Origin of the sequence: Marilutibacter chinensis, from assembly GCF_021725675.1 — a bacterium.
Classification (GTDB): domain Bacteria; phylum Pseudomonadota; class Gammaproteobacteria; order Xanthomonadales; family Xanthomonadaceae; genus Marilutibacter; species Marilutibacter chinensis.
On sequence record NZ_JAKJPO010000003.1, the window covers coordinates 289,472 to 306,219 of the forward strand.

A 16,748-nucleotide genomic window follows, 5' to 3' on the forward strand; every position below is an offset into this window, starting at 1 on the left:
ACGCCGCGCTACCGCGGCCGACCCGGTTGCGCCCCATCCGACGGCTCGCCATCGCCCTCCTCATCGGATCCGCGCTCCCCGCATGCGCGCAGCAGATCGAAACGGCCGACGGCATATCGGCCGTGGTCGCGGACACCGGAGATCGCACCTCCCGTTCCGCGAGCATCCGCGAGTACATCGCCTACGACGACGCCGCGATCGCGCTGGTCGGCGTGGACGTGATCGACGGGACCGGAACGGCGGTCAGGCGCAACCAGACTGTGCTGATCGAGGGCGGTCGGATCGCCGGTGTCGGCGGGGCGGACTCGCTGGCGGTCCCCGCGCATGCCCGGATCCTCGAACTGCGCGGCCACACCGTCGTGCCCGGCCTGGTCGGCATGCACGATCACACGCACATGCCCGGCATCACGTTCATCGGCGGCGCCGCGTCCCGCCTCTGGCTCGCCAGCGGCGTGACCACGGTGCAGACCGCGGGCAGTGCCGAGCCGGAAGCCGAGGCGAAGCTGGCGCGGGCGATCGACGCCGGAGAAGCGGTCGGTCCGACGATCTTCCCGACCGCCCAGTACCTGACCGGCCCCGACGGCAACGGGCCGATGTCGAAACCCGCCAGCGCGGAACAGGCGCGGGAACTCGTACGCGAATGGGCCGCGGACGGCGCGACCTGGTTCAAGCTCTACCGCCACATCCAGCCGGACATCGCGGCCGCGGTGATCGAGGAAGCGCATGCTCAGGGGCGAAAGGTCACCGGGCACCTGTGCTCGCTCACCTTCCGCGAAGCGGCGCTGATGGGAATCGACAGCATCGAGCACGGGTTGATCTCGGCCGCCGACTTCATCGAAGACAAACCCGAGGGCGAGTGCGTGTCGACCCGCCACTCGGTTGCCGCGATCCAGCTGGGCGACCCGCGCGTCGCCGAGCTGATCGGACTGCTGGTGCGCGAACAGGTCACCCTGACCTCGACCCTGGCCATCATCGAGTCGCATTTTCCGCACCGTCCCCAGGGCGACGAACGCAGCCTGGCGCTGCTGTCGCCCGCGTGGCGGCAGGCCTACGACGAGCGCCAGACCCGCCTGGCGGAAACCGCTGCCGATACCTCGATGACTCCGGCGCTGCTGGCCAAGTTCATGGCCTTCGAGCGCATGTTCGCCGACGCGGGCGGACGCCTGGTCATGGGTCCCGACCCGGGACGCCACGTATTGCCCGGATACGGCAACCAGCGCGGCTTCGAACTGCTGGTGGAAGCCGGGTTCACGGTCCCCGAAGCGGTGCGGATCGCCGCCGCCAACGGCGCCGATGCACTGGGCGTCGGCGATGGGAGCGGCCGTATCGCCAACGGCTACGTGGCGGATCTCGTCGTCCTCGACGGCGACCTCGCCGCCGAGCCTTCGGTAATCCGGAACGTCGAGGCGGTGTTCAAGGATGGCGTCGGCTTCGACCCCGGCAGACTCGTGGCCGGCCTGGAAGGCCAGCTTGGCCCGCGATAGCCATCGGCGCCTGGACGGAATCGTCCGCACCGGTCGCGTACGCCGGCACTTCTCGACCGGCGCCGCCGTGCAGTGTCGCGGTGGGCTGCGGCCCCCATTCCTGAAGAGCTGAAACATGCCTGTTGGCGAGATCGTCGGCGAAGTACTCGGGGGCGTCCTGCGCGTCATCGGCCGTTGCCTGGTCGAAATATTCTTCGAACTGCTGGTCAAGGGCGTCGGCTACGCGCTCGTGAAGGCGTTCCGTCCGCGCTCGGACCCCGAAGAAGCCGTCTGCGCAGTGGTCGGGCTGGCCTTCTGGGTGGCCGCCATCGCGACCGCTGTCTTCGTCCACGGGCGTTTCTTCGCGACCTGAGCATCCACTCAGGCGCCGACCGGGCAGGCCGTGCGGCCACCGGCTTCTGCAGGACACCGACAATGCGGAGAACGGCTTTTGCAGCCGGGTAAACACGTCCGCCGGGTGAAGCGCCCTGCACCGGCACCTGGCATGTCGCCAATGCGCGACCGTACTTTCCGTGCGATGCCCCGTCTGAACCGCCCCTTGCAGTCGCGCGGTCGCCACTTCGGAGTCGCGGAGCCCTGCGGTAGCGGCCGGGCAGGCCCGTCCCTCAGGCCGCCGCCGGCCCCGGCCGCCAGCCGAGCAGACGCGCCGGCAGGGTCAGCAGCGCGTGCAGGAACGCGAACAGCGCCGAGAACGTGATGCCCACCAGGCGGAACGGCAGCGAGATCAGCCAGACCAGCGGCCACAGCACCAGCGCCAGCAGCGCGAGCGGCCAGCACAACACCAGCAGCGTGCACCAGATCAGCAGGGCGATCAGGGTTTTCATCGTCGGCCTCCGGGTCGCGGGACGGGAAGCGGGCGTCGGACACCCGGCAGGGGACAGCCTGCGATCCCGAGCGTCCGCCGGCAACCCGGCATGCGACGAATCGCGGAATGGGTCGACGGAATGCGGAAGGCCGCGACCGGGACACACCCCACGGGCGCAATGGGCAATGCAACGGCGGCACACGGAGATGCTCCCGGACACCCCACCAGCGCCTGATCCACCGGCCTTGCCGGAACTGCACGATGAACTCCGGCGCTTTCCTGGCCCCATCACTGCCGCGCTTCTGGCACCGGAAGGCGCCGACGGCCATGGGATCCAAGCGGCCGCATGTGGCGTTAGCCCACTGAAAGAGTCATGGCATGAAGCGCACGACTGCCGAACAGCGGCCAACCCGTGCTCTCCGTGACAGAGGCTGCCAGACGGCGGATGCTTGGTGGGCCCACCAGGATTCGAACCTGGAACCAAAGGATTATGAGTCCTCTGCTCTAACCGTTGAGCTATAGGCCCGGGGCGGGTGCCGACACGCATGGCGGCCGGGGGCGCATCTTAGCAGTCGCGGCCGGCGCCGCGGACGCTGCGATCCGGAACCTCCGCCGTCAGCGGGTCGACATCGAATACGGCCGCTGCTCCGGCGCGGCCGCCCATCCGGTGTTCGGATCGGCCTGCATCGTGAAGCGCAGTTCGCCGCCGGCCATGATCTCTTCGTGGCGGATGAAGCTGCGCTGCAGCGGTTCGCCATTCAGGCTGACCGCGCCGATGTAGCCGTGCCCCTGTTCCAGGCCGTCGGCGACCACGGTGAAGCGGCGGCCGTTGGGCAGGTTGAGGGTCGCCTTCGGCAGGAACGGGCGGCCGATCACGTACTCGTTGCTGGCCGGCGCGACGGGGTAGAAGCCCAGCGCGGTGAACAGGTACCAGGCCGACATCTGGCCGAGGTCGTCGTTGCCGGCCAGGCCGTCGGGCGTCGGCCTGTACTGGGTCGCCATGATCCGCGCCAGCCGCTCCTGGGTGCGCCAGGGCTGGCCCGCATGCGCGTACAGATAGGCGAGATGGTGGCTGGGTTCGTTGCCGTGCGCGTACCAGCCGATCAGGCCGGTGATGTCCTCCATGTGCGCGAACACCGACGGATCGACCTCGGCGTCGAACACCCGGTCGATCCGTTCGACCAGCTTCGCGTCGCCGCCGTGAGCGGCGATCAGCCCGGCCACGTCCTGCGGCACGTACCAGGAGTACTGCCAGGCGTTGCCCTCGGTGTAGTCGGTGCCGTAGCCGCTGGCGGTCGGATCGAACGGGGTGCGGAAGCTGCCGTCGCGGTTGCGCGCGCGCATGAAGCCGGTCTCCGGGTCGAACGCGTTGCGCCAGTTGCCGGCACGCCGGTAGAAATCGCGGGCCACGTCCTCGCGTCCCATCGCCTCGGCCATCCGCGCGATGGTCCAGTCGTCGAACGCGTACTCCAGCGTCTTCGACGCGGCCTCGCCTTCCTCGTCGATCGGCACCCAGCCCAGTTCCATGTACTGGGCGATGCCGTCGTAGGGGCCGTAGCTGGCGCTGGCGACCATCGCGTCGAGCGCGGCGTCGGCATCGTAGCCGCGGATGCCCTTCATGTACGCATCGGCGATCACCGGCACCGCGTGGTAGCCGATCATGCACCAGGTCTCCAGGCCGTGGAACGACCACACCGGCAGGGTGCCGTACGGGCTTTGCCGCTGCGCCGCCAGCAGCGAGCGGATGAAATCGTTGTTGCGCCGCTCCGGCTGCACCAGGGTCAGCAGCGGATGCAGCGCGCGGTAGGTGTCCCACAGCGAGAAGGTCGAGTGGTTGTCGAAGCCGTCGGCGACGTGGATCGCGTTGTCCGGCCCGCGGTAGCGGCCGTCGACGTCCATGAACAGGCTCGGCGCCTGCAGCGCATGGTAGAGCGCGGTGTAGGCGGCGGTGCGGTCGGCGTCGGGCGCATCGATCTCGATCGCCGACAGCGCCTGCTTCCACAGTCCGCGCGCATCGGCGCGGACGCGGTCGAAGTCGTAACCGGGCACCTCGGCGTCGAGGTTGGCGATCGCGCCTTGCTCGCTGACCGGCGAGATCGCGACCTTGACGATCAGTTCACCATCACCGCCATCGGCGGAGCCAGGCGTGCCGAAGTCGAGCGTGGCGACCAGCTGGCGGCCTTCGATCTGCGCGCGCTGGCCGGGATCCTGATGGCCGGGCGGCGGAAAGCCCTTGTAGAACACGTCCTGCTCGGTGTCGTGGAACTCGTGTCCGCGTGGCGCGCGCGAGAAGCGCATCGCGAAGTACAGCTCGCGGCCCGGCGCCCAGCCGCGGGTCTTGCGGTAGCCGGTCACCGTGCCGTCCGGATGCATCCGCAGCCGCGACCACAGCACCTTGCCCGGGTAGTCGTACATCGAGGTGCGCAGGTCGACCAGCAGGTGTGCCGGCCTGCCCTTGGGGAAACGGTAGCGATGCACGCCGACCCGTGCGCTGGCGGTCAGCTCGGCGCGGATGCCGCTGTTGTCGAGGGTGACCGCGTAGTAGCCCGGCTCGGCGACCTCGGTGTCGTGGCTGAAGCTCGCGGTGTAGCCGCTGCCGGGCACGTCGGGATCGCCACGCTCCAGCTTCACGTCGCCACTGATGGGCAAGACCAGCACGTCGCCGAGATCGGAGTGACCGGTGCCTGAGAAGTGCGTATGCGAGAAGCCGACGATGCTGTCGTCGTCATACCGGTACCCTGCAGCCCAGCCGTAGGCATCCTTGCGCGGCTGGATGCGGGTGTCCGGGCTGAGCTGGACCATGCCGAACGGCACCACCGCGCCGGGAAACGTATGGCCCTCGCCGCCGGTGCCGATGAACGGATCGACCGCGGCGTAGGCACGGTCGGCAGTGGCGGGCCCGGCGGCGGCGGTCGTCGCCATCGCGCACAGCAGCAGCGGCAGCCAGGCGGAGGCACGCGGAAGGGTCGGCATCGGCAGGACTCCTGTCGGAAGGGCGAAGCGGGCTTGGATCGCGAATTTGTATCGGTCTAAACGCACCCTAGCATCGACCCGGCACCGGTTTCACGCCGCATCGCCGCACCGGCCGGCCTGCTGACACGATGCTGGCAACAGCCGGGGCTACTCTGGGCTCCCGACCCACAGGAGCCGTCCCATGAGCAAGCCGGAAACGAACACCCAGTCCATCGCCGAGCGACTGGTCGCGCTGTGCCGCGAGGGCAAATACGAGCAGGCCCAGGAAGAGCTGTATGCCGACGACGCCGTCAGCGTCGAGATGGCGGGAGCCTCCGGTTTCCCGGAACGGGTCGAGGGCATGGAGGCGATCCGCGAGAAGGGCCGCCAGTGGGCCGACAACATCGTCGAGATCCATGGCGGCAGCGTCAGCGATCCAGTCGTCGCCGACGGCTGGTTCAGCGTCGCGATGGGCATCGATGCGACCTACAAGGACATGGGCCGCGTCGACATGAAGGAGATCTGCGTCTACCGCGTGCGCGACGGCAGGATCGTACACGAGCAGTTCTTCTACGAGGTCGGCTGAGGCCTGCGCCCCAGCGCAGCATCCGGAAAAGGAAAAGCCCCGCTCATGGGCGGGGCTTTTTTCGCTTGCGCGACAAATGAGTCGCCATCTTCGGTTACCGCGGCACCGGCATCACACCGACAACCGACCCGCACCGATCCTGGCGAGGTATGCCCCGGGACCGTGCGCCCGCAGTTCCATGCGTGCCTCGGCGTCGAGAAAATAGAGACACAGGAAGCGCACCCTGCGGCCATCGCTCAGCGTTGTACGCTGGAAGCCTTCGGGAAGCGCCTGTGGTGCAGCCAGCAGCACGCTGTCGTAGCCGCAGGATGGGTCGATCGGCGAAGGCTCGGCACCGTGGGTCAGCACGTGACCTTCGCCCAGCCAGCGACCGGTCTCGTAATGGAAGCGGGCCACTCGCTTGAGCCAGCGAAACGGCCAATAATGACTTTCGTCGTTCCACGCCTCCTGCTCCAGTGGCCAAGCCGGCGGCAACAGCAACACCAGCTCGACCCACTCATCCGCCCGGCTCTCCTCCATCAATTGCATCGGCTTTTCCGCCATGCCGGTGGTGGCGACCACGTGGAAAGGCCGCTGCGCGGTAGCCGGATATGGATAGAGATCGACGTGGGCGCTTGGCGAGACGATCTCGTGGAACACCCGTGCGATCTTTCCGAAGTGGCGCTCGAGGTGACTGCCTACGCCCTCCATCAGCACGCTGTCGCCGTGACTGATGTCATCCGGCAACGGCCTCCCCGGCATTACCGCGTCTTCCGGCCAGGGCTGATGGACCAGTTCGAGCGTATCCCAGCGGGTCTCGAGCATCTGCCGCGCCTGCTCGCGCTGCGCGCCCGGCATCCGCGGCAGCATCGCGCGCAGGGTGAAGTTGCCCTGCATGAGGCCATACTCGAAGAAGCTCCAGTCGGTGAGTTGCGCCAAGGTGCCGCGCCAACGGTCACCGGCTTTGTACGGCACCCATTGCGGATCGTTATCTATCTCGCCTTCGAAACCATCGTCATCGACGCTGACGCCGGACAGCCAGATGTGCTCGACATGGCCCTCGTGCTCGATCCCCGCCTTGATTGCGAATCCCTCGTCGCACTCGCGCGGATGACGCAAACGGCCGACGAAGAACTGGAAGTTCTCGCGCGCCTGTGCGATCGCCTTTTCCATGTCGCGATCGCCGGTGGGAACGTAGTTGATGCCGCCCTCCGACTGGATCATCCGGCGCCGGCGCCACAGCCACAGGCCCACCAGCAGCACGACCGCCGCCGCCAACAGTTTCATTGCCATACGCGCCTTCCTTCCGTGTCCAGGCGGACATCATACGATCGCCAACCTGGCCAGGCGCGGGCAAAAAGAAGGCCCGCTCGGAGGCGGGCCTTCTTCACCAGAAGCGGCTTGGCTCAGTCGATGTCGAGGAAGCTGCGCAGCTGTTCCGAACGGCTCGGGTGGCGCAGCTTGCGCAGCGCCTTGGCCTCGATCTGGCGGATGCGCTCGCGGGTGACGTCGAACTGCTTGCCGACCTCCTCGAGGGTGTGGTCGGTGTTCATGTCGATGCCGAAGCGCATGCGCAGGACCTTGGCCTCCCGCGGGGTCAGCCCGGCGAGCACGTCGCGGACGGTCTCGGACAGGTTGATGTTGGTGGTCGCGTCGATCGGGGACTCGGCGTTGGTGTCCTCGATGAAGTCGCCCAGATGGCTGTCCTCGTCGTCGCCGATCGGGGTCTCCATCGAGATCGGCTCCTTGGCGATCTTCATCACCTTGCGGATCTTGTCCTCGGGCATGTCCATCTCCTTGGCCAGCTCCTCCGGCGTGGCCTCGCGGCCGTACTGCTGGAGCATCTGGCGGGAGATGCGGTTGAGCTTGTTGATCGTCTCGATCATGTGCACCGGGATGCGGATGGTGCGCGCCTGGTCGGCGATCGAGCGGGTGATCGCCTGGCGGATCCACCAGGTCGCGTAGGTCGAGAACTTGAAGCCGCGGCGGTGCTCGAACTTGTCGACCGCCTTCATCAGGCCGATGTTGCCCTCCTGGATCAGGTCCAGGAACTGCAGGCCGCGGTTGGTGTACTTCTTGGCGATCGAGATCACCAGGCGCAGGTTGGCCTCGACCATTTCCTTCTTGGCCTTGCGCGCCTTGGCTTCGCCGTAGGCCATCGCGCGGCTGATCTCCTTCAGATCGGCCAGGGTCAGGCGCATCGACTTCTCGAGGTCGAGGGTCGCCTGCTGCTCGGCGATGATCTGGTCCTTGACCTCGCGCAGGCCCGAGGCCCACTTCTGCTTGCGCTTGAGCAGCTCGTCGACCCAGCCCAGGTTGGTCTGGTTGCCTTCCCAAGCGCGGATGAAATCCTTGCGCGGCATCTTGGCGACACGGGTGGCCAGCTCGAGGATGCGGCGCTCGTGCTGCTTCACCTGCATGACCACGTCGCGCAGGTTGTTGACCAGCACGTCGGTCAGCGGCAGCGGCAGCTTGAGGGTAATGAAGGTCGCCGCCATGTCCTCGCGCAGCTTGATCACGGTCTTGTGGCTGGGGCCGTGCTTGGCGTACGCCTTCTCGAACCTGGCGTAGTTCTCGATGATCGACCCCATGCGCGCGTCGACCTCGGCCGGATCGGGTCCGCTCGGGGCATCCTCGCTCGAATCGCCATCGTCGTCCTCGTCGATGTCGTCCTCGTCGCCCTCCTCGTCGGCGACAGCGTCGGCGACTTCCTCGCCGTTGCGCAGCGCTTCTTCCTGCTGCTGCTCCTCGAGCAGCTCGTCGTTGAAGCCGACCACGATCTCGGCCAGACGCTTGCGGCTTTCCTTGTATTCGGCGTAGTCGGCCAGCAACAGCTCGATCGTCGACGGGAACAGGCCGAGCGAGGCCTGGACCTGCGACAGACCGTCCTCGATGCGCTTGGCGATCGCGATCTCGCCCTCGCGGGTCAGCAGCTCGACCGTACCCATCTCGCGCATGTACATGCGCACCGGATCGGTGGTGCGGCCGCCCTCGGTGTCGAGACCGGTCAGCGCCGCGGCGGCCTCTTCGGCCGCGGTGTCGTCGACGTCGCGGTTGCTGCCCTCGCCAGTGATCAGCAGGGTCTCGGCATCCGGCGCAACCTCGTGCACCTCGATGCCCATGCCGTTGATCATGCCGATGATGTCTTCGATCTGCTCCGGATCGACGATGTCGTCGGGCAGGTGATCGTTGACCTCGGCATAGGTCAGGTAGCCCTGTTCCAGGCCCTTGCTGATCAGCTGCTTGATGTCGGACTGAGGGGCCTGACGTTCGTTGGCCATAGGGCTCGCCACCGCGGAAGAAGGAGAATAGGGAACGCTCCAGTATACCAGCCTGCGGGCTCGACTGCCGCTGGCGGCCCCGTTCGGGACCGTCTCAGGCTCTGAGGAGGAACGTCACCGGGCCGTCGTTGACCAGGCTGACCTTCATATGGGCACCGAACCGCCCGGTTTCCACCCCCCCGGCGTGCTTTTCCCGGCAGGTCGTGACCAGCTCGCTGAATATCCGTTCAGCCTCGTCCGGCGGCGCGGCGGTCGAGAAACCCGGACGCAGGCCGCTGCGGGTATCGGCGGCGAGGGTGAACTGGCTCACCAGCAGCAGTCCGCCACCGGTCTGGGCCAGGCCGAGGTTCATCCTGCCATCGGCATCGGCGAACACCCGGTAGTTGAGCAGACGGTCGGCGATGCGCCGGACCTGGGGGTCGCCGTCGCCCGGCTCGACCCCGACCAGGGCGAGCAGGCCGGCGCCGATCGCACCGATGGTCGCGCCATCGACGGTGACGCGGGCCTCGGTGACCCTCTGTATCAACGCGATCATCGGCAGCGGGCGTGGTCGGGCGCAGGGAAGGCGCGCGATCGCAGTGTTCTAGACTCTTTTCCCATCCCTCTCCGTCTCCGTTGGCTCGATGGCCCGATTCGCCGCCGCCCTACTGTACTTGCTCGCCGCTGCGCTCGGGCGCCTGCCGTGGCCGTGGCTGATGCGGCTCGGCGATGGCGTGGGCGCGCTGTGGCGACGGCTCGACGCGCGCGAAAGCCGGGTCGCGCGTCGCAACCTCGAACTGGCCTACCCCGACCTGCTGCCCGCCGAGCGTGCGCAATGGCATCGCGAGATCCTGCGCACCACCGCGCGCCAGGCGCTGGAGACGCTGCGGCTGTGGACGCATCCGCATGCGCGCAACCTGCGCAGCATCCGCGAAACACACGGTACCGCGCTGTTCGATGCGGCGATCGCCGCCGGCCGCGGCGTCATCGTCGCCGCGCCGCATCACGGCAACTGGGAACTGCTGAACCAGTGGCTGGCCGAACGCACCGCGCTGGCGATCCTGTACCGGCCGCCGGAGTCGGCGATCGGCGAGGCCTTCCTCAACCGCGTCCGCGCGACCCGCGGCGCGCGGGTCACCCAGATCCGCGCGGAAGGACCGGCGGTACGCCAGCTGTTCAAGCGGCTGGGCGCCGGCGGCGTGGTCGGCATCCTGCCCGACCAGCAGCCCAAGGCCGGTGACGGCGAGTTCGCGCCGTTCTTCGGCGTGCAGGCGTTCACGATGACCCTGCTGGGCCGGCTCGCGCACCGTACCGGCGCCACCGTGCTGTTCGCGTGGTGCGAGCGCGTCGACACCCACGCCGATGGCCCAGGCTTCGCGCTGCACATCGAAGCCGCGCCTGCGGATATCGCCGCGGCCGACCCGAAGATCGCGGTCGCCGCGCTCAATCGCGCGGTCGAGCACATCGCCCGCCGTGACCCGGCCCAATACCAGTGGACCTACAAACGCTATACCCTCAGGCCGCCGGGCTCGGCGGAGAAGAATCCGTACGCCGAAGGCTGAGGACGCGGCAAACGCGCACGACGGCCCGGACCTGCCGGGAACCGCAGGGAGAAACATGGAACGAAGCACAGGGATCGACACGGGGGAGATCGGCTTGATGAATCGGAAATTTGCGTTGCCGGCATTGCTCTGGCTGGCGATGGGGTCGTCCCCTGCGATCGCCGGCGGAGCCGAGGGCCCGGCCGACACCAGGAAGGCCGCGGCGACGGCCACCCGGGCGGGTACCGAGGCAGGGGAGCTGGCGATGATGAACGGGGTCAGCACGGCCTGGGATCGTTACGTCGAAGCCAGCAACGGCGACCCGGCGGAGGCCGTGTCGCTGATGTCGCGCTCGGCGTTGCGGGACAGCGCGTTCACCCGCGATGCGGCGTTGTACGGCTCGATCGAGCAGGTGCGCCGGCTGCCGTTGAGCAAGCAGTTCGAGGTCTATGTGCTACGGGCGCTGTACGACGCCGACCGCCTGCAGGCGATGGACGCCGGACAGGTGGCCCGCGCGTGCATCGAGGCCGAGGTATGCGGGATCGCCTCGCCGGACGAGGGCGAAGCACCGCCACGGCTGACCCATGTGACCCTGGTCGGCGAGGGCCGCGCGATCGGCGAGCTGGCGCCGCCGACCGGCGAGCAGTACCAGTTCGGCCCCGAGTTCGCATACGAGGACGGCGCGTGGAAGGTGAGCATCGAGACCCAGACGGTCAACGAGTCGATGCTCCTGAAGCAGCTCGCCACGCAGGCCGGACTGACGGAGCCGCAACTGGTCGAAGCGGCGATCGCCACGATGCTCGAAACCAGAGGCCCGCCGCCGGCGCTGGCCCTGCTGGAACGGCCGCTGATCGACGACCCGGCGGCACGCACGCGACTGACCGAGAACTGGCCGGACTATTCGGCCACGTTCAAGGCCCGGGTCCTCGCGGTGGAGAAGAAGGCCGAGCGCGGCGAGGACATGGCGATGTTCCTGTACGGCAGCATGCTGTACCTCGGCAACAGCCCGGAGTTCGTCGACAAGGATGTGGAACGCGGCCTCGCCCTGCTCGAACGCGCCAGCGAGGCCGGCAACGACAAGGCGGCGCTGCTGGTCGGCGGCCATCTCATGTACGGCGACGATCTGCCGGAGGATGCGCCCCCGCCCGCCGAGCGGCTCGCGCGCGCGGCACGGCACATGCGCCGTGCCGCCAACGGCGGCCATGCACAGGCAATGGTCGCGCTCGGCCTGTTGTACGCCAACGGCGCCGGTGACCTGCCGCGCGACTGCCGCACCGCCGAGAGCTGGCTCGCCCGGGCCGAGGAAGCCGGGATCGAGCACGCGCGCAACAATCGCGTCTGGGTACTGGCGACATGTCCGATCCCGGAGCAGCGCGATCCGCAGCGTGCGCTGGAACTGGCCGACTTCATGATCCGCAATGCCGGGACCCTGGCGGCCGGCGAGCTCGACACGGTGGCGGCGGCCTATGCCGCCAATGCCCACTACGACGATGCCGTCGACTACCAGACCCGCGCGATCGCCGAGCTCGACGACGACCAGACCGAGACGACACGCAAGGAGATGCAGGAGCGCCTCGCCCGCTATGTCCGCCACGAGGACTGGGTGCAGGCCTACAACGTCTACGAGACCGCCCGATGATCGACATCCCGCCCAGCGACGTCGCCCCGATCGACAGGCCGCCGGCGGACTGGAACCCGTTGCCCGCCCGTGCCCGCCCGCTGTTCCTGCTCGGCGGCGCGCTGTCGATGGGCGTGATCGGCGCCGTCGGCGGGGTGGTCGCCGGGCTGGTCGCCAGCAGCGAGATCCACACGTTCGGCCGGCTGCCGTTGACGGTCGCGATCGCCGCGACACTCACGCTGCTGACGTCGTCGTTCGGGCTCTGGATCGGTTACAAGAGCCACCGCTACACCCGGTGGCGGCTCGACGAGGAAGGCCTGGCGGTGCATCGCGGCAAGCTGTGGCAGCGCGAGACGCGGGTGCCCGCCACTCGAGTGCAGCACCTCGACCTCCGCCGCGGCCCGCTGCAGCGCCGGCGTGACCTCGCCACTCTGATCGTGCATACCGCCGGCACCGCGCACAGCTCGGTCAGCATCCCCAACCTCGACCTCGGCGACGCCGAGATCCTGCGCGACCGCCTCGGCCGCCAGATCGATCGCGATGACGACTGAACAGACGCCGCCGCCAGGCCCGGATGCGCACCCGGACACCAGTACGGAAGCGACCGCGCCCGCCACCGCGCAGGACGCCGACCGCCGCCTGCATCCGATGTCGTGGCTGTTCGTGCTGGCGCAGCAACTGAAATCGTTCGTGCTGCCGATCATCGCCCTGCTGATCTTCGGCCGGCGCGGCGACAGCACCTACGAACTGTGGGGACTGGTCGGCGTCGGTGCGCTGGTGCTGGTGTCGCTGTGGCAGTACTTCACCTACCGCTACGGCGTGATCGACGACGCGCTGGTCGTGCGCAGCGGCCGGCTCGAACGCAGCCTGCGTGTGATCCCGTTCGCGCGCATCCACAACGTCGCCCTGCAGCAGACCCTGCTGCACCGCCTGTTCGGCGTTGCCGAGGTGCGGCTGGAATCCGCCGGAGGACAGAAGCCGGAGGCGGAGATGCGGGTGCTCAAGCTCGACGATGCGCTGGCGCTGGAGGCGCTGATCCGCCGCCGCGGACGCGCTGCCGAGCCCGGTGCCGAGGCGGGCGAGCCGCAGGCGCCGCCGCTGCTGGCGCTGCCGCCCGGCGAACTGGTGCGTCTGGGCCTGATCTCCAACCGCGGGATGGTCGTGGTCGCCGCGGCGGCAGCGGCGATGACCCAGTTCGGTCCCGGCGATGCGCTGGAGAATTACCTGGAGCGACAGGCCGAACAGGACCTGCGGCTGGCCGCCGGCTGGGCCGACAACCATCACCTGGGCCCGGCCGAGTACGCGGTCGGTGCGATCGCACTGCTGCTCGCGCTGCTGGTACTGGTGCGGCTGCTGTCGGTGGCCCTGTCGCTGTTGCAGTTCTACGGCTTCACCCTCAGCGAACAGGGCCGACGGCTGACCGTCGAGCGCGGCCTGCTGGCGCGCTGGCGCACCAGCGCGTCGCGTCGCCGCATCCAGGCCTGGACGCTGCGCGAGGGACTGCTGCACCGCCTGTTCCGCCGCCGCAGCCTGGATGTCGACACCGCGGTGTCGGAGAACGGACAGCAACAGCGCGCGCTGCGCGAACTGGCGCCGGTCGCGACACCGGCCACCTGCGATGCGCTGATCGATCACCTGCTGCCGAAGGCGGGGTGGACCTCGCTGAGCTGGCAGCCGGTGCCGGGGGTGGCATGGTGGCGGCTGTTCCTGCCCGGGCTGCCGGTCACCCTGGTGCTGGCCGCGATCGCCTACTGGCGCTTCGGCCCCTGGGGGCTGCTGGTCCTGCTGTGGCTGCCCTGGGCCGCGTTCAAGGCGCGCCAGCGCGCGCGACGGATCGGCTATGCCGTCAGCGATGAACTGGTCGCGGTACGCGAGGGCTGGTGGAGCCGGCACTGGCGTTTCGCCGAGATCGACAAGCTGCAGGCGCTGCGCCTGGTGCGTACGCCGCTGGACCGCCATTTCGGTACCGCGATGCTGAAACTGGACACCGCCGGGGCCGGGGCGATGGCGCCGCCGCTGCGGATCCGCTTCCTGCCCGAAGACGACGCCCGCGCACTGTACGAACGGCTGGCGCGGGCCCTCGCGCGGCGTCCGCTTCGCTGGTAGCCGCGCCGGAGGCCGTGGCCGGCTTCGTTCCGTGCCGGCCTCGGAATCGTGGAGACGATCGGAGCGACGGGGCTTCCGGCCGTGGCTTTTTCAGCGGATCCGCAGGGCGACAGCGGCACCCTGCTCTCCCCGGCCCGTGGTGAAGAAACGGTCCAGACCTTCCGACCTGTCTCAGTCCTTGCCCCGCAGCGCGCGCCGCAACCGCGTCCGCAGGTCGCGGGCGCGGCGACGCCAGGCCGGTACCGGCCGTACCGCGATCGCGTGCGCGCGCGGCACGAGCACCTCGTCGATCAGCGAGCGCCAGCGGGCGACGGTCGCCGCATCGGCGAACGCGGCACCACGCCCGAGGCCGTTGTCGACCATCGCCCGGTACAGCTCCGGCTCGTCGAGCAGGCGCCCGATCGCGGCGACCGCGGCCTCCGGGCCGTCCACCTCGATGAAATCCAGCGGTCCCTCGCGCAGCTCGCGGTAGCCCGACTCCGGTCCGAGCAGCGCGGGCACTCCGGCCAGCCAGGCATTGAACAGCTTCCAGGCCGGCTTGTTGCGCACCAGCCGGGCGCCGCTGGGGCGGATCGCCAGCAGCAGGTCGACGCTGCGGAAGTCGTGGTAGTCCGGCGCCGCCCCGTTCCCGTCATGCACGTGACAGCGGAATTCCAGGCCGTGGCGGGCCAGAAATTCCTGCCATGCCGCATCGCCGAAGCCCGGGTGCAGGTTCTGCGGTGTGCCCGGATACAGGATCGTGCGCGGGCGCTGACCACGGGACGGATCGCGCGGACGCAGGCCCGGCTGCGACCAGTGCGGAATGTGCAGCGCGCGCCGGCCGTCCGCCGATCCGGCGTTCTGCACCACCTCGATGTCGGCGAAGCCGACCGGGTGACGGTCGCTGCGCACCGCCACCAGCAGTGCGCGGCTGCCCCGCTGCCGGCATCGGCGCCAGAGCGCGCGTTTGTCGCCGGCATAGAACAGCACCGGTCCGGTCGCGGGCACGTCGTTGTCGAGCCGCACGTCGAGTCCGGCCGCACGCAGTCGCAGGAAGCTCAGCACGATCCAGTAGTGTTCGCCGAGCACCAGTCGCTGCGGATGCGCATCCGGGTCGAGCGCACGCCAGGCAGCGAGCGCCGCGTCCGGCACGTCGAGGAAGAAGGTCGTCGGGAACGTGTCGGCGGTCGGCATCGGAATGCGGGAAGTGGGACGCAGCCACGGATTCACGGCGGCGATGCCATGCCGGCTGCAATGTTTGCGTGGATGATAGCGGGCTGGCGACGCGGCATGCCCGCCGCCACGGACGACAGCGGACAGAACACAGGAGACCGTCACCCTCATGCCGACCCCCACGCCGACGTCCGGCCGCGCGGCGCCGGCCCGCGACGACAGCGATGCCCGCGGCGAAGGCGCTACCGGCCGCATCGTCTTCGTGCCGGTGTCCGGCGGCCCCGGCAGCGGCGAGGTGCAGCGCTGCCGGCTGCTGGCCGATGCGTTGGCCAGCGCACATCCCGGACTCGAGCCGCACTTCCTGCTCGCCGAGGGCACTCCGCCGCTGCCGTGGCCGACCACCGTGCTCGGCGCGTCGCCGACGCGGGCGGTCGCCGAGGTCGTGGCGGCGATCGCCACGCTGCAGCCGGCTGTCGTCGTGTTCGACGGCAACACCCGGGTCGCCGCACTCGAGGCCGCACGCCGTGCCGGTGCCCGCGTGGTGCTGGTCAGCTCGCGTCCGAGCGCGCGCGATCGCGGCTTCCGCTGGCGACGGATGGCGCGCCTCGACGAGCATTGGCTGGTCGGCGCCGACCTGATGAATGAACGCGGCCTGCGCGAGCGGCTCGGCCGCTGGCGCCATCCGCAGGTCGAGGTGCGGCGGTTCGCCACCCTGTTCACGCCGCCGGCGGCGCTGGAACCGGTGCTGCACCGGCTTGGCCTGGCCCAGCCCTACGCGGTCGTCTGCCACGGTGGCGGCCGCCACCTGCTCGGCGGACGCAGCGCGGCCGGGCTGTTCGCCGAGATCGCCTCCGCCAGCGCCCATGCCGGCCTGGCGACGCTGGCGGTGGCGGCGCCGGCGCGATCGCCCGCGCTGCAGGTCGATGCGCTGCCCAACGCCGAGCTGATGGCGGTGCTGGCCGGTGCCGAGGCCGCCCTGCTCGGCGGCGGCAGCCTGCTGGTGCAGGCGCTGGCGTTGGGCACCCCGGTGCTGGCGCTGCCGCTGCAGGCCGAGCAGGCCGCACGCGTCGGCTGGCTGGAGGACGCCGGCGCGGTGATGCGCGCCGACCCCACGGCCGACGCCGGCGAACTCGCCGCCGCGCTGCGCGCGCTGGCCGACAGCGACTCGACGCGTGCGCGCCTGCGCGACAACGCCCGCGGTCTCGGCCTGGGCAACGGCCTGCCGGCCGCGGTCGAGGCGCTGGCCACGCTGGCGGTACGCTGAA

14 protein-coding genes and 1 tRNA gene are annotated in these 16,748 nt (G+C 69.5%); 8 read left to right on the plus strand and 7 right to left on the minus strand.

Going from position 1 to position 16,748, the window contains the following annotated elements:
- The first annotated feature begins 122 nt into the window (after positions 1-122).
- A complete protein-coding gene (locus L3V18_RS07045) occupies positions 123-1,484 on the plus strand; it encodes an amidohydrolase family protein (protein WP_237053973.1) in 1,362 nt (453 codons plus the stop codon).
- Positions 1,485-1,599: 115 nt separating this feature from the next.
- Complete coding sequence (locus L3V18_RS07050) at positions 1,600-1,836, plus strand: hypothetical protein (protein WP_237053974.1); 237 nt, start codon at positions 1,600-1,602, stop codon at positions 1,834-1,836.
- Between the two features lie 253 nt (positions 1,837-2,089).
- Here the strand turns inward: L3V18_RS07050 and L3V18_RS07055 are convergent, their stop codons facing one another.
- From L3V18_RS07055 to L3V18_RS07065, 3 genes are all read right to left on the minus strand, one after another.
- Positions 2,090-2,308 carry a hypothetical protein gene (locus L3V18_RS07055; RefSeq protein ID WP_237053975.1) on the minus strand — a complete coding sequence of 73 codons (219 nt, stop codon included), beginning with the start codon at positions 2,306-2,308 and terminating at the stop codon, positions 2,090-2,092.
- 431 nt (positions 2,309-2,739) lie between these two features.
- Positions 2,740-2,815, minus strand: a tRNA-Ile gene (locus tag L3V18_RS07060).
- A gap of 89 nt (positions 2,816-2,904) precedes the next feature.
- On the minus strand, positions 2,905-5,262 hold the full coding sequence (locus tag L3V18_RS07065; protein WP_255783802.1) for a GH92 family glycosyl hydrolase: 2,358 nt from the start codon (positions 5,260-5,262) through the stop codon (positions 2,905-2,907).
- A 181-nt stretch (positions 5,263-5,443) separates the two neighbouring features.
- On the opposite strand from L3V18_RS07065, the gene L3V18_RS07070 reads away from it, so the two are divergent.
- Positions 5,444-5,827: a SnoaL-like domain-containing protein gene (locus tag L3V18_RS07070; protein WP_237053976.1), complete on the plus strand. Its 384-nt coding sequence runs from the start codon at positions 5,444-5,446 to the stop codon at positions 5,825-5,827.
- Positions 5,828-5,938: 111 nt separating this feature from the next.
- Here the strand turns inward: L3V18_RS07070 and L3V18_RS07075 are convergent, their stop codons facing one another.
- The 3 genes from L3V18_RS07075 to dtd form a co-directional block, all read right to left on the minus strand.
- Positions 5,939-7,099, minus strand: a complete 1,161-nt coding sequence (locus L3V18_RS07075) for a suppressor of fused domain protein (protein ID WP_237053977.1) — start codon at positions 7,097-7,099, stop codon at positions 5,939-5,941.
- 113 nt (positions 7,100-7,212) lie between these two features.
- A complete protein-coding gene (gene rpoD, locus L3V18_RS07080; protein ID WP_237053978.1) occupies positions 7,213-9,087 on the minus strand; it encodes an RNA polymerase sigma factor RpoD in 1,875 nt (624 codons plus the stop codon).
- Positions 9,088-9,181: 94 nt separating this feature from the next.
- Positions 9,182-9,622, minus strand: a complete 441-nt coding sequence (gene dtd / locus L3V18_RS07085) for a D-aminoacyl-tRNA deacylase (RefSeq protein WP_237053979.1) — start codon at positions 9,620-9,622, stop codon at positions 9,182-9,184.
- A gap of 88 nt (positions 9,623-9,710) precedes the next feature.
- Here dtd and L3V18_RS07090 point away from each other — a divergent pair, with 88 nt between their 5' ends.
- From L3V18_RS07090 to L3V18_RS07105, 4 genes are all read left to right on the plus strand, one after another.
- Positions 9,711-10,628 carry a lauroyl acyltransferase gene (locus L3V18_RS07090; RefSeq protein WP_237053980.1) on the plus strand — a complete coding sequence of 306 codons (918 nt, stop codon included), beginning with the start codon at positions 9,711-9,713 and terminating at the stop codon, positions 10,626-10,628.
- A 97-nt stretch (positions 10,629-10,725) separates the two neighbouring features.
- Positions 10,726-12,246, plus strand: a complete 1,521-nt coding sequence (locus tag L3V18_RS07095; RefSeq protein ID WP_237053981.1) for a tetratricopeptide repeat protein — start codon at positions 10,726-10,728, stop codon at positions 12,244-12,246.
- The gene (locus tag L3V18_RS07100) at positions 12,243-12,776 is read left to right on the plus strand and encodes a PH domain-containing protein (RefSeq protein WP_425493478.1); all 534 of its coding nucleotides are present in this window, start codon (positions 12,243-12,245) and stop codon (positions 12,774-12,776) included. The genes L3V18_RS07095 and L3V18_RS07100 overlap by 4 nt, the downstream gene beginning before the upstream one ends.
- A 97-nt stretch (positions 12,777-12,873) precedes the next feature.
- Positions 12,874-14,331 (plus strand): PH domain-containing protein, encoded by a 1,458-nt coding sequence (locus L3V18_RS07105; protein WP_237054227.1) that lies wholly within the window; start codon positions 12,874-12,876, stop codon positions 14,329-14,331.
- A gap of 171 nt (positions 14,332-14,502) precedes the next feature.
- Here L3V18_RS07105 and L3V18_RS07110 read toward each other — a convergent pair whose 3' ends face one another.
- Positions 14,503-15,504 carry a glycosyltransferase gene (locus L3V18_RS07110; RefSeq protein WP_237053982.1) on the minus strand — a complete coding sequence of 334 codons (1,002 nt, stop codon included), beginning with the start codon at positions 15,502-15,504 and terminating at the stop codon, positions 14,503-14,505.
- A 148-nt stretch (positions 15,505-15,652) separates the two neighbouring features.
- Here L3V18_RS07110 and L3V18_RS07115 point away from each other — a divergent pair, with 148 nt between their 5' ends.
- A complete protein-coding gene (locus L3V18_RS07115; protein WP_237053983.1) occupies positions 15,653-16,747 on the plus strand; it encodes a hypothetical protein in 1,095 nt (364 codons plus the stop codon).
- Position 16,748 lies beyond the last annotated feature (1 nt).